Source organism: Pseudomonas sp. LBUM1656 (assembly GCF_059716065.1).
In genome coordinates this window covers 596,735-610,216 of record NZ_CP166800.1, presented here as the reverse complement: position 1 = coordinate 610,216, position 13,482 = coordinate 596,735, and the positions used below count along the sequence as shown (strand labels likewise).

Here is a 13,482-nt window from a genome sequence, read left to right as displayed (position 1 = left end):
CGTGGGAACGATCTGTGCCTGAAACGAAAACGCCAACCCGAAGGTTGGCGTTCTTTTATCAGCGGTCAGCGCTTAGCGCGGCACAACCGGCTTGCGCGCAGGCTTGGGCCCTTTGCCTTTCGCCGCGTCCTTGCGCTCCTTGGCCGCCTGCTGGTTGCGGGCAAATGCCGCAGCCTTGGCCTGTTCACGCTTGTCCCAAGGGTTGCCGCCATCACTGGCGCGCGGTGGCAGCCCGGTGTGCTGGGTCAGGATCTTGGTGGTCTTCTCCCCGGCCACTTTATGGCTGCCGACCGGCGTCGAGTTCTTGCGACGGGCGCTCTGGTAGCTGTCGGTCGCCGGCTGGTGCAGCGGGATCAACTGATTCTTGCCCGGCCCGATCAGGTCGGCGCGGCCCATGCGGGTCAGCGCTTCGCGCAGCATCGGCCAGCCTTTCGGGTCGTGATAACGCAAGAACGCCTTGTGCAGGCGACGCTGCTCTTCGCTCTTGACGATGGTCACGGCGTCGCTCTTGTAAGTGACCTTGCGCAGCGGGTTCTTGCCCGAGTGGTACATCGCGGTGGCGGTGGCCATCGGTGACGGGTAGAACGCCTGTACCTGGTCGGCACGGAAGCCGTTGCCCTTGAGCCACAGGGCCAGGTTCATCATGTCTTCGTCGGTGGTGCCCGGGTGGGCGGCGATGAAGTACGGAATCAGGTACTGCTCTTTCCCGGCTTCCTTGGTGTACTTCTCGAACATGCGCTTGAACTTGTCATAGCTGCCAATGCCCGGTTTCATCATCTGGTTGAGCGGACCTTCCTCGGTGTGTTCCGGGGCGATCTTCAGGTAACCACCGACGTGGTGGGTCACCAGTTCCTTGACGTATTCCGGCGACTCGACCGCGAGGTCGTAACGCAGGCCGGACGCGATCAGGATTTTCTTCACACCGGGCAACGCACGGGCGCTGCGATACAGCTGGATCAGCGACGAGTGGTCGGTGTTCAGATTCGGGCAGATACCGGGGAACACGCACGACGGCTTGCGGCACGCGGATTCGATTTCCGGGGTCTTGCAGGCAATGCGGTACATGTTCGCGGTCGGGCCGCCGAGGTCGGAAATGACGCCGGTAAAGCCTGGCACCTTGTCGCGGATCTCTTCGATTTCGCGAATGATCGACTCTTCGGAACGGTTCTGGATGATCCGGCCTTCGTGCTCGGTGATCGAGCAGAACGTGCAGCCACCGAAGCAGCCACGCATGATGTTCACCGAGAAACGGATCATGTCGTAGGCCGGGATTTTTTCCTTGCCGTACGCCGGGTGCGGGACTCGTGCGTAAGGCATGCCGAACACGTAGTCCATTTCTTCGGTGGTCATCGGAATCGGCGGCGGGTTGAACCAGACGTCGACTTCGCCGTGCTTCTGCACCAGCGCACGGGCGTTGCCCGGGTTGGTTTCCAGGTGAAGCACGCGGTTGGCGTGAGCGTAAAGAACGGCGTCGCCACGGACTTTTTCAACCGACGGCAGACGAATCACGGTCTTGTCGCGGGTCATCTTCGGGCTGGCCAGGATCTGCACGACCTTGGCTTCGCTCGGATCTTCAACCGGACCCTTTTCCTGCTCGATGGCGCAGGCCTGGGTGTCCTGGGTATTGACGTACGGGTTAATGATCTTGTCGACCTTACCCGGTCGGTCGATACGCGTGGAATCGACTTCGTACCAGTCTTTCGGCGTATCGCGACGGATAAACGCCGTGCCGCGCACATCGGTGATGTCTTCGATCTTGTGACCGTAGGACAGGCGCTGGGCAACTTCGACGATCGCACGCTCGGCATTGCCGTAGAGCAGGATGTCGGCGCAGGCGTCGATCAGGATCGAGTTGCGCACCCGGTCCTGCCAGTAATCGTAGTGGGCGATGCGGCGCAGGGAAGCTTCGATGCCACCGAGCACGATCGGCACGTCCTTGTAGGCTTCCTTGCAGCGCTGGCTGTAAACCAGGCTCGCGCGGTCCGGACGTTTGCCCGCCATGCCGCCGGGGGTGTAGGCGTCGTCGGAACGAATTTTCTTGTCGGCGGTGTAGCGGTTGATCATCGAATCCATGTTGCCGGCCGCGACGCCGAAAAACAGGTTCGGCTCGCCGAGCTTCATGAAGTCGTCTTTGGACTGCCAGTTTGGCTGGGCAATGATCCCGACGCGAAAGCCTTGCGACTCCAGCAGCCGGCCGATGATTGCCATACCGAAAGACGGGTGGTCGACGTACGCATCACCGGTGACGATGATGATGTCGCATGAATCCCAGCCAAGCTGATCCATCTCCTCCCTGCTCATCGGCAGGAATGGCGCCGGACCGAAACATTCGGCCCAGTACTTGGGATAGTCAAATAACGGCTTGGCTGTTTGCATGACGATGACCGGTGTTGAGATGAAAAATCGCGGGCGCGGAATATAGCACAAAAAATAACCAATTCCGACGGCTATGGTCGGAAATTACGCGCAACCCATGTGGGAGCGGGCTTGCTCGCGAAAGCGATACATCAGTCAACATTGATATCGACTGACACTCCCTCTTCGCGAGCAAGCCCGCTCGCAGGGTTACTCGTCGTCGAAGTTGTAGCTGCCCGGCGCGAGGTTTTCGAAGCGGGTGTACTTGCCGATGAACGCCAGTCGTGACGTACCGATCGGGCCGTTCCGCTGCTTGCCGATGATGATCTCGGCGATGCCTTTGTGCTCGGTTTCGGGGTGATACACCTCGTCCCGGTACACGAACATGATCACGTCAGCATCCTGCTCGATCGCTCCGGATTCCCGGAGGTCGGAGTTGATCGGGCGTTTGTTCGGTCGCTGCTCCAGGGAGCGGTTGAGCTGGGACAACGCCACTACCGGGCAGTTGAATTCCTTGGCCAGGGCTTTCAAGGAACGGGAGATCTCGGAAATCTCGTTGGTCCGGTTATCACCGCCCGAACCCGGGATCTGCATCAATTGCAGGTAGTCGATCATGATCAGTGCCACGTCGCCGTGCTCACGCACCAGACGCCGGGTGCGTGCACGCATCTCCGACGGGCTGATACCGGCCGTATCGTCGATGAACAGCTTGCGATCATTCAGCAGATTGACCGCCGAGGTCAGGCGTGGCCAATCGTCGTCGTCCAGGCGACCGGCACGAACCTTGGTCTGGTCGATACGGCCGAGGGACGACAACATACGCATGATCAGCGATTCGCCTGGCATCTCGAGCGAGTAGACCAGAACGCACTTGTCGCTGCGCAGCACGGCGTTTTCCACCAGGTTCATCGCAAAAGTGGTTTTACCCATGGACGGACGGCCGGCGACGATGATCAGGTCGGACGGCTGCAGGCCGCTGGTCATGCCGTCGAGATCGGTATAACCGGTGGAGAGGCCCGTAATCGCGTTGTCCGTGTTGAACAGCGTATCGATACGGTCGATGGCTTTGGTCAACAGGTCATTCACGCTCACCGGGCCGCCGGTTTTTGGCCGGGCCTCGGCGATCTGGAAGATCTGCCGTTCGGCTTCGTCGAGAATCTCTTCAGCTGTGCGGCCTTCCGGGTTGAAGGCGCTATCGGCGATTTCGCTGGCGATGCCGATCAACTGCCGCAACGTTGCCCGCGCACGGACGATCTGCGCATAGGCCTTGATGTTGGCGACGGACGGCGTGTTTTTTGCCAGCTCCCCCAGATAGCCGAGGCCACCCACTTGCGAGGTCTGACCTTCCTTGTCCAATTGCTCGGCAAGGGTCACGACGTCGATGGGGGAGTTCTGGTCGGCGAGCTTGGCGATCGCACGGAAGATCAGGCGGTGGTCATGTCGATAGAAATCGCCGTCGGAGACTTGATCAAGCACGCGTTCCCAGGCGTTGTTGTCCAGCATCAGACCACCGAGCACGGCCTGTTCGGCCTCGATGGAATGCGGCGGCACCTTCAGGGCAGCGGTTTGCAGATCGTATTGCTCGGGAGCGGAGATATCGTTCATGGCCACTTGAATAGTTATGAAAATCAGGAACTGCAGAAAGACAAAGGGCACGACCTGTAAACAGGATCGTGCCCGATGTTAACCGTCTGACAGACAAGCCGCCAGCCGATCAAGTGTTGCTTAAGCTGCTACCACGACAACGCGTACGGTGGCTTCAACTTCGGCGTGCAGGTGCACGGCTACGTCGAATTCGCCTACGTTGCGGATGGTGCCGTTCGGCAGACGAACTTCGCTTTTTGCCACTTCAACGCCAGAGGCGGTCAGTGCATCAGCGATGTCGTGAGTACCGATCGAACCGAACAGCTTGCCTTCGTCACCAGCGGTGGCAGTGATAGTCACTTCCAGCTCAGCCAGTTGGGCGGCACGGCTTTCAGCCGAAGTCTTACGGTCTGCTGCGGCTTTTTCCAGCTCAGCGCGACGCTCTTCGAACGCGGCCAGGTTGGCAGCGGTCGCAGCGGTCGCTTTGCCGTAAGGCAGCAGGTAGTTACGACCGTAACCAGCCTTAACGTTTACTTTGTCACCCAGGTTGCCCAGGTTGGTGACTTTTTCCAGAAGGATCAGTTGCATGTGAAAATCCTCTTAACTTTTAACCTTCACCGTTCGCGCTATCGGCGTCTTTCGGCGCCGAACGACCGCGAAAATCAATCAGGCTGTCGACGATGGCCAAGACCACCAGCAACGGATAGATCAGCTGCATGAACAGCAACAGCGTGACGTACAACCCCACCAGCCAGAATCTGCCCAGTTTCTTTTGCGCCACCAGCCCGTGAATCAGGGCCAGCCCGGCGAACACCAGCGGTACGCTGCACAACGGCGTCAACATGGCCATCTGAGGACCGATATTCGGCCCCAGAAGCATGAACGCCAGCAGCAACATCGCTGGTAAAAGCGGGAATCGGATGGCGCGAAACTCGCGACCAAAACCACCCGGGTTGTACAACAACGCCTGCCAGTAGCGCCCGACAATCAGGCTCAGCACACTGACGATTTGCAACAAGGCCGCAATCAGGCCGGTCAGGACCGGTGCAATCAGGGACGCAAAATGCGCTTGCTCGTCTACCGACAGCTTCTGGTAGACATCACCGAGTAGCGACGGCATGACTTTTATCAAAGCCTGCGCCAGCATCTCGATTTGGGGAGCAAAAACTGTCCCCAGCACCACTGCAAACACCACTCCCATCGCTATGCTGACCAGCAGCACGCGGTTCCAGGACTCGCTTGCGCGCAAAACCAACGCAAGGCTCGAAGACCCCAGCAGCACCAGAAGTGCGCGTGGGTCATCGGAGTAAAGCCACCAGGCCAAGGCCGGCAACAGTCCCAGAGCAAGGACACCAAAGGCGTCCTTCAATCCGCGCCGCAGGAGCACGAAGCATCCAGCGGCAGCACCCAACCAATACAACAACGGCAATGCCGCGCATCCAGCCACTACGAGAGTGGCCTGCATACGGCCGCGCATGATGAACTCAGCTATGGCACGCATGCATTCAATCCTTTGCTACGTGTCGACTGCCCGGTCTCAGCGGCCGTGGCTGTCGGTGTAGGCCAGCAGGGCCAGGAAGCGGGCGCGCTTGATAGCGGTGGCCAGCTGACGCTGATAACGAGCTTTGGTACCGGTGATGCGGCTTGGAACGATTTTGCCGGTCTCGGATACGTAGGCTTTCAGAGTGTTGAGATCTTTGTAATCGATCTCTTTCACGTCTTCAGCGGTGAAGCGGCAGAATTTACGACGACGGAAGAAACGTGCCATTTGATAGGCTCCTTAAAAGGTCCGTGGATTACTCGTCAGCGTTATCGCTGTTGTCGCTGTCATCACTATCAGCGCTTTCAGCGCCTTCGTGCTCAGGACGGTCGCGACGCTCACGGCGCTCACTGCGGTTTTCTTCAGCCTTGAGCATCTCGGATTGGCCGGTAACGGCTTCTTCGCGACGGATGACCAGGTTACGGATCACTGCATCGTTGTAGCGGAAGTTGTCTTCCAGCTCGGCCAGGGCCTTGCCAGTGCACTCAACGTTCAGCATCACGTAGTGAGCCTTGTGAACATTGTTGATTGCGTAGGCCAGTTGACGACGGCCCCAATCTTCCAGACGGTGGATTTTGCCGCCGTCTTCTTCGATCAGCTTGGTGTAACGCTCTACCATGCCGCCGACTTGCTCGCTTTGATCCGGGTGGACCAAAAAGATGATTTCGTAATGACGCATGAATGCTCCTTACGGGTTGTAGCCTGCCGCTAAAAAGCGGTCAGACAAGGAGTGAATGACACTTATGGACTTGCTTGCGAGAGACACATGCGTGCCTGCCGTCACAGCAAGGGGCGCAATTGTAGAGAAGGGACAGGAGAGGTGCAAGGCAATTGGTGATTATTTGAACAGTTCGTTCACACCACCAATCTTTGCATTGGTACATAACCAATGTGGGAGCGGGCTTGCTCGCGAATGCGGTACATCAGTCAACATTGATGTCAACTGACACTCCCTCTTCGCGAGCAAGCCCGCTCCCACATTTGGATCGCATGCGGCTTAAGACTTCTTGGCGGTTCCGGCGGCTTTTACGCTGCGCTGACGCTGGGCCTCGAACAGGCACACTCCAGTCGCCACGGAAACGTTGAGACTGCTGACGCTGCCGGTCATCGGCAAGTGCACCAGGTAGTCGCAAAGGTCGCGAGTCAGGCGACGCATGCCGCTGCCTTCCGCGCCCATGATCAGGATTGTCGGCCCGGTCATGTCTTGCTGATACAGACTCTGTTCCGCCTCGCCCGCCGTGCCAACAACCCACAAGCCACGCTGCTTGAGTTTTTCAAGTGTGCGCGCCAGGTTGGTCACGGCGACCAACGGAATCACTTCCGCCGCACCGCAGGCAACTTTACGCACTGTCGGGGTCAGGGTCGCAGACTTGTCCTTCGGCACAATGACCGCCAGCGCACCGGCCGCATCGGCCGAACGCAGGCAAGCGCCGAGGTTGTGCGGATCGGTCACGCCGTCGAGCACCAGCAACAACGGCGCACCTTCGGAGCGATCCAGCAACTCGTCGAGCATCGCCTCGCCCCAGACCTGGCTCGGACTCACGTCCGCGACCACGCCTTGGTGCACGCCATCCACCCAGGCATCGAGTTCACGACGCTCGGCGTTGCCGACGGGCACGCGATTTTCATTCGCCAGCGCGATCAGCGCCTGTACTCGCGGCTCACTGCGTCCTTCAGCCAGCCAGATCTGCTTGACGCGTTTCGGGTGGTGACGCAGTAACGCTTCTACAGCATGTACGCCGTAGATCTTTTCCAACTGACTCATGGCTTGGCCTTAGGTTTACGCGCCCCGCCGCTTTTGGCTGGGGCCGAACCCGCTTTCGGCGGGCCTTTACGGTGTTTGCTTGGTTTGCTGCCGGGAGCCTTGTCAGGCGCCGACCGTCCGGTCTTTCCCCCAGACGCCGCTTTACCGCCGCTTTTCGCTTCAGACAGCAACGCCTGTTTCAATTCACGGCTTTTACGCAACTCGGCATTTTTCGCCGCAGCATCGCTTGGGCGATAGGCTTCGACAGCCTTTTCCTTGGCAGGACGACGACCGGTTTTCGCCGAGGCCGGCTCTGCCGCGGTTTTTGCGGCCGTCTTGGCGGCTGGCTCAGCCTTTTCAGTCCCGCGCTTCTTGCGGCCGATCGGCGCGCTGATGGTTTTTTCAGCCATCTCGAAATCGATCTTGCGCTCATCGAGGTCAACGCGCATCACGCGCACTTCAACGGTGTCGCCAAGGCGGAAGCTGCGACCGGTACGCTCACCGGCGAGGCGGTGGTGCACAGGATCGAAGTGGTAGTAATCGCCCGGCAGCGCGGTGACGTGCACCAGGCCTTCGACGTAGATGTCGGTCAGCTCGACGAACAGGCCAAAACCGGTCACGGCGGTAATCACACCCGGGAACGATTCGCCCACGCGGTCTTTCATGAACTCGCACTTGAGCCAGTTCACCACGTCGCGGGTCGCTTCGTCGGCACGGCGCTCACTCATCGAGCATTGCTCGCCGAGCTGTTCCAGCGCCGCTTCGTCGTACGGATAGATGCGCGCTTTCGGAATGGTCATCGCGCCGGCACGGCGAACGTGCGGCGTGTCCTGCTTGGAATGGATGACGCTGCGGATCGCCCGGTGCGTGAGCAAGTCCGGGTAGCGGCGGATCGGCGAGGTGAAGTGGGTATAGGCTTCGTAATTCAGGCCGAAGTGGCCCTGGTTATCGGCGCTGTACACCGCCTGGCTCAACGAGCGCAGCATGACGGTCTGGATCAGATGGAAATCCGGACGGTCCTTGATGCTGGCCAGCAATGCCTGGTAATCCTTCGGCGACGGGCCGTCCTTGCCTTTGTGCAGGGACAGACCGAGCTCGCCGAGGAAGGCGCGCAGTTTTTCCAGACGCTCCGGCGGCGGGCCGTTGTGAACGCGATACAGCGCAGGGATTTCGTGCTTCTTGAGGAATTCAGCCGTGGCCACGTTGGCCGCCAGCATGCATTCTTCGATCAGCTTGTGTGCATCGTTGCGAACGGTCGGACGGATCTCGGCAATCTTGCGCTCGGTGCCGAAGATGATCCGGGTTTCCTGCGTTTCGAAATCGATCGCGCCACGTACGTGACGAGCGCCCAGCAGAACCTTGTACAGCGCGTAGAGCTGCTTCAGGTGCGGCAGAACATCGTTGTACTCGCCGCGAAGCTGACGCGCCTCGGTGAGTTTCGGCGTCTCCAGCATCGAGCTGACCTTGTTGTAGGTCAGGCGCGCGTGGGAATGAATCACCGCTTCGTAGAAGCAGTAATCAGTCATCTCGCCGGTTTTCGAGATGGTCATCTCGCAGACCATGGCCAGGCGATCGACGTGCGGGTTCAGCGAGCACAGTCCGTTGGACAGTTGCTCCGGCAGCATCGGCACCACGCGCTCCGGGAAGTAGACGGAGTTGCCGCGGACCTGGGACTCGTTATCCAGCGCCGAACCGATTTTCACGTAGCTGGAGACGTCGGCGATCGCCACGTACAACTTCCAGCCGCCGGAGAACAGTCGCAGCTTGCCCGGCTTGGCTTCACAGTAAACCGCGTCATCGAAATCGCGCGCGTCCTCACCGTCGATGGTCACGAACGGCAGGTGACGCAGGTCGATGCGCTTCTCTTTGTCTTTCTCTTCGACTTCAGGCTTGAGCTTGGCGGCTTCTTTCAAGACCGCTTCAGGCCAGACGTGCGGGATATCGTACGCGCGGAGGGCAACATCGATTTCCATGCCCGGCGCCATGTAGTTGCCCACGACTTCGACCACGTCGCCTTGCGGCTGGAAGCGTGGGGTTGGCCAGTGAGTGATCTTCACTTCGACGAATTGACCGACCTTGGCATTGGCGTTGCGACCCGGGGTGACCAGCACTTCTTGCTGGATCTTCGGATTGTCCGCCACCACGAAGCCGATACCGCCCTCTTCGAAGTAACGACCGACGATGGTCTCGTGGGCACGGGACACCACTTCGACGATCATGCCTTCGCGGCGACCGCGACGGTCGAGACCGGAAACACGGGCCAGCGCACGGTCGCCATCGAACACCAGGCGCATTTGCGCCGGGCTCATGAACAAGTCGTCGCTGCCGTCATCCGGAACCAGGAAGCCGAAGCCGTCACGGTGACCGCTGATGCGGCCGAGGATCAGGTCGAGCTTGTCCACCGGCGCATACGTACCGCGCCGCGTGTAAATAAGCTGGGCATCGCGCTCCATGGCGCGCAGGCGGCGACGCAGGGCTTCGATCTGGTCTTCTGTGGTCAGACCAAACTCTTCCACCAGCTGCTCGCGGTTAGCAGGCGAACCCCGGTCAGCAAGATGCTGAAGGATCAGTTCGCGGCTAGGGATAGGGTTATCATATTTTTCCGCTTCACGAGCGGCCTCGGGATCGAGGGACTGCCAATCGGCCATTAGAGAGTTTTCACCTTGTCTATATGCGGGTTAGTTTGGCATAGGCGTAATGAAACGGGAAATTTCAGGCTGTGACAGCCCATCTAAAGCCTTATATCGACAGCGCAAAGCTGATTTAAATGCCGCTGGTAAAATTTTCCAGGTTTTTTTGATGCCAGGGGTTTACAGTTAAAAAGACGCTCCGTATAGTGCGCGCCATCGACGACGCACTAGCGTTGCCGATACTGCCCAGATGGTGAAATTGGTAGACACGCCAGCTTCAGGTGCTGGTGACCGCAAGGTCGTGGAAGTTCGAGTCTTCTTCTGGGCACCAATTCAGAGCTTGAGATTAGATCAATTTCAAGGCTCACACAAAAACCCGCGAAAGCGGGTTTTTGCATTCTAAACATCTGATTTATTAAATCTAAATCAGGGGTTTACAGATCAAAACGCTCTCCGTATAGTGCGCCACATCAACAGCGGCGACGCTGAAGATTATGCCCAGATGGTGAAATTGGTAGACACGCCAGCTTCAGGTGCTGGTGACCGCAAGGTCGTGGAAGTTCGAGTCTTCTTCTGGGCACCAATTCAAATTCAAGGTCACGATCTTGAATTTCACAAAAACCCGCGAAAGCGGGTTTTTGCGTTTCTGGCATTCAAAAAACCAGAAGCGCGGAGCTCCCCACGATCCTGTAGCAGCTGGCGAAGCCTGCGCCAGCTGCGAAGCAGTCGTGAGTTCAAGCGACGCGGCGCAACAGAAAGACCATGTGCTCAGGTTTTGCGACCACTTCGCAGCCGAACGCAGGCTGCGCCAGCTGCTACAAGTGCCTGCGACAGCCGCTCTAGCAACCACTTCCCAGCCCCGCAAGGCGCACTTGAGAAACAATATCGTTTATCATTGTTTCAAGTTTTTGCAATGCGACAGTGAGGAACCCTGCGAATGATGTTTCGAAATACCCTGCGCCGAGGCCTGACCTTCACCCTCCTCGGCCTGGCACTCGCCACTCCCCTCACCCAGGCTGCTGATCCAGTTTCCCTGACCCTCTACAACGGCCAACACAAAGAAGTCGGCGATGCCATCGCCAAAGCCTTCGAAGCCAAGACCGGCATTCACGTCAACGTGCGCAAAGGCAGCAGCAATCAGCTCGCCAGCCAGGTCGTCGAAGAAGGTGATCGCTCCCCTGCCGACGTGATCTACACCGAAGAGTCGCCACCGCTGAACAAGCTCGGCGAACAAGGCCTGTTGGCTCAGACCGATGCCGCCACCCTTGCCGTTCTGCCGAAAGACTACGTCGCCGGCAATGGCACCTGGATCGGCGTCACCGCTCGAGTTCGCGTGGTCGCGTTCAACCCGAAACTGATCGACGAAAAAGACCTGCCGAAATCGGTGATGGAATTCTCCGATCCGAAATGGCAGGGCAAGGTCGGCTTCGTGCCTACCAGCGGCGCGTTCCAGGAACAGGCCGTAGCAATCATCAAGGTGCACGGCATGGACGCGGCCGAAGAATGGCTGACCGGCCTGCGCGCATTCGGCAAGACTTACAGCAACAACATGGTTGCCCTGAAGGCGGTGGAAAACGGCGAAGTCGCCACCGTGCTGGTGAACAACTACTACTGGTTCGCCTTGCAACGGGAAAAAGGCCAGCTCGATTCGAAACTGCATTACTTCACCGGCGGCGACGTCGGCGGGTTGATCACCGTTTCCAGCGCCGCGGTGCTGAAATCCAGCAAGCATCCAAAAGAAGCCCAGCAATTTCTCGCCTATATGGCCAGTGAAGAGGGTCAGCGCGTGATCACCCAGACGACCGCCGAATACCCGCTGCACAAAGGCATGGAATCGGATCGCGGCCTCAAACCGTTCAGCGAACTGCAAGCACCGAAAGTCACCCCGGCCGACCTCGGCAATGCCGAAGAAGCCCTGGACCTGGAACGTGACGTTGGCTTGAACTGATGAGCGCATCGTTATCCGCCCCCGCCTCGCGCGGGGGTTACGTACCACGGCGCAAGCGGCCGTCAATCTGGCTGCTGCTGCCGGTTTTGCTGTTGGTGGTGCTCAGTCTTTTGCCGCTGGTGTACGTCGGACTCAAGACCTGGCAGGCCGGCTGGGCCGAGGCGCTGCACCTGCTGTGGCGGCCTTATGTGTTCGGGCTGCTGCGCAATACGTTGGCACTGATGATCGGCGTGACGGTTGCTTGCGGCGTGATCGGTTTGTCGCTGGCGTGGCTGCTGGAACGCAGCAATCTGCCGGGACGGCGGTTATGGGGCGTGATTCTGTGTTTGCCGTTCGCCGTGCCGGCGTTTGTCAGCAGTTTTACCTGGGTGTCCCTGAGCGCGCATTTCGAAGGCTTGGGCGGGGCGATCCTGGTGATGACCCTGTCGAAATACCCGCTGATTTTTCTGCCAGTCGCCGCGACCTTGCGCAATCTCGATCCGTCTCTTGAGGAGTCCGCACGGACCCTTGGGCAGAACCGCTGGGGCGTGTTTTTCAGAATCACCTTGCCGCTGCTCTGGCCGTCATTGCTCGCCGGCTCGCTGCTGATCGCGCTGCACATGCTGGTGGAATTCGGCGCCCTGTCGATCATCGGCCTGCAAACCTTCACCACGGCGATCTATCAGCAATTCGAACTCGAATTCAGCAACGCCAACGCGGCGATGCTGTCGGCGGTGCTGCTGGCGCTTTGTCTGGTGTTGTTGTGGCTTGAGCTGCGCGTACGCGGCAAAGGCCGGCACGTGCGCACCGGCCAAGGCGCTGCGCGGCGCGCGGAGCAGGTTCGACTGGGGTCGTGGACGGTCGCCGGACAGGTTTACTGCCTGGCACTGGCGATTATCGGCAGCGGCGTTCCACTAGGGATGCTCGTCTACTGGCTGGCAGTGGGTTCGTCGGCGGCGTTCCCGGTGGCGGCAATCAGCGAAGCACTGCTGTCTTCCCTCGCCCTATCGCTGGGCGGCGCTGCGCTGTGCCTGGTGCTGGCGGTGCCGTTGGGGTTGCTGGTGGTGCGTCATAAAGGCCGACTGGCGATCTGGGCCGAGCGCTTGCCGTATCTGCTACACGCGCTGCCAGGCTTGGTGATTGCGCTGACGCTGGTGTATTTCGCCCTGCACTATGTGCCGGTGCTGTACCAGACTTCGGCGTTGCTGCTGATCGCTTATGCGTTGCTGTTTTTGCCATTGGCCCAGGCGCCGATTCGTACGGCGCTGAATAAGGCCGCGCCACAACTGGAAGAGGCGGCACGCACGCTGGGGGCGTCGTCTTTCAGCGCGTTTTGCCGGGTGACACTGCCGATCATCTTCCCGGCACTGGGGGCGGCGTTTGCGCTGGTGTTTCTGGATGCGATGAAGGAACTGACGGCGACGCTGCTGTTAAGTCCGACCGGGCTCAACACACTGGCGACTGAGGTTTGGGCGCATACCGCGAATGTGGAGTTTGCGGCGGCGGCGCCTTATGCGGCGTTATTGATTTTGGTGTCGGGGTTGCCGGTCTATTTGCTTACTACCCGAATGTATTTGAGCCGTTGAGATCGCCTTCGCGAGCAAGCCCGCTCCCACATTAGATCCAGGGTGCTCACACATTGTGAATTCACTGCAGATCCAGGTGGGAGCGGGCTTGCTCGCGAAGAGGCCAGCCAGAACAA

General features: G+C 59.3%; 11 protein-coding genes and 2 tRNA genes. 5 read left to right on the top strand and 8 right to left on the bottom strand.

Annotated elements, in window-relative coordinates:
• Positions 1-72: 72 nt before the first annotated feature.
• The 8 genes from ACA072_RS02710 to rnr form a co-directional block, all read right to left on the bottom strand.
• Entirely contained in the window at positions 73-2,376 is a 2,304-nt protein-coding gene (locus tag ACA072_RS02710) for a YgiQ family radical SAM protein (RefSeq protein WP_497622940.1), read from the bottom strand.
• 189 nt (positions 2,377-2,565) lie between these two features.
• Entirely contained in the window at positions 2,566-3,960 is a 1,395-nt protein-coding gene (gene dnaB / locus ACA072_RS02705) for a replicative DNA helicase (protein WP_045061826.1), read from the bottom strand.
• Positions 3,961-4,080: 120 nt separating this feature from the next.
• Complete coding sequence (gene rplI / locus ACA072_RS02700; RefSeq protein WP_003197251.1) at positions 4,081-4,527, bottom strand: 50S ribosomal protein L9; 447 nt, start codon at positions 4,525-4,527, stop codon at positions 4,081-4,083.
• A 19-nt stretch (positions 4,528-4,546) separates the two neighbouring features.
• Entirely contained in the window at positions 4,547-5,440 is an 894-nt protein-coding gene (locus ACA072_RS02695) for a hypothetical protein (RefSeq protein ID WP_497622937.1), read from the bottom strand.
• A 36-nt stretch (positions 5,441-5,476) separates the two neighbouring features.
• Positions 5,477-5,707 (bottom strand): 30S ribosomal protein S18, encoded by a 231-nt coding sequence (gene rpsR / locus ACA072_RS02690; RefSeq protein WP_002551829.1) that lies wholly within the window; start codon positions 5,705-5,707, stop codon positions 5,477-5,479.
• A gap of 28 nt (positions 5,708-5,735) precedes the next feature.
• On the bottom strand, positions 5,736-6,158 hold the full coding sequence (gene rpsF, locus ACA072_RS02685) for a 30S ribosomal protein S6 (protein WP_003217491.1): 423 nt from the start codon (positions 6,156-6,158) through the stop codon (positions 5,736-5,738).
• Positions 6,159-6,476: 318 nt separating this feature from the next.
• Positions 6,477-7,244 carry a 23S rRNA (guanosine(2251)-2'-O)-methyltransferase RlmB gene (gene rlmB / locus ACA072_RS02680; protein WP_282481578.1) on the bottom strand — a complete coding sequence of 256 codons (768 nt, stop codon included), beginning with the start codon at positions 7,242-7,244 and terminating at the stop codon, positions 6,477-6,479.
• Positions 7,241-9,871 (bottom strand): ribonuclease R, encoded by a 2,631-nt coding sequence (gene rnr, locus ACA072_RS02675; RefSeq protein ID WP_497622936.1) that lies wholly within the window; start codon positions 9,869-9,871, stop codon positions 7,241-7,243. The genes rlmB and rnr overlap by 4 nt, the downstream gene beginning before the upstream one ends.
• A 226-nt stretch (positions 9,872-10,097) precedes the next feature.
• Here rnr and ACA072_RS02670 point away from each other — a divergent pair.
• The 5 genes from ACA072_RS02670 (at position 10,098) to ACA072_RS02650 (ending at position 13,366) form a co-directional block, all read left to right on the top strand.
• A tRNA-Leu gene (locus ACA072_RS02670) sits at positions 10,098-10,184 on the top strand.
• Positions 10,185-10,349: 165 nt separating this feature from the next.
• Positions 10,350-10,436, top strand: a tRNA-Leu gene (locus ACA072_RS02665).
• Between the two features lie 22 nt (positions 10,437-10,458).
• Positions 10,459-10,794, top strand: coding sequence for a hypothetical protein (locus tag ACA072_RS02660; protein WP_497622934.1), 336 nt, complete (start codon positions 10,459-10,461; stop codon positions 10,792-10,794).
• Positions 10,791-11,801 carry an extracellular solute-binding protein gene (locus ACA072_RS02655; RefSeq protein WP_497622932.1) on the top strand — a complete coding sequence of 337 codons (1,011 nt, stop codon included), beginning with the start codon at positions 10,791-10,793 and terminating at the stop codon, positions 11,799-11,801. The genes ACA072_RS02660 and ACA072_RS02655 overlap by 4 nt, the downstream gene beginning before the upstream one ends.
• Complete coding sequence (locus tag ACA072_RS02650; protein WP_497622931.1) at positions 11,801-13,366, top strand: ABC transporter permease; 1,566 nt, start codon at positions 11,801-11,803, stop codon at positions 13,364-13,366. Before ACA072_RS02655 ends, ACA072_RS02650 begins: the two co-directional genes overlap by 1 nt.
• The last annotated feature ends 116 nt before the right edge of the window (positions 13,367-13,482 follow it).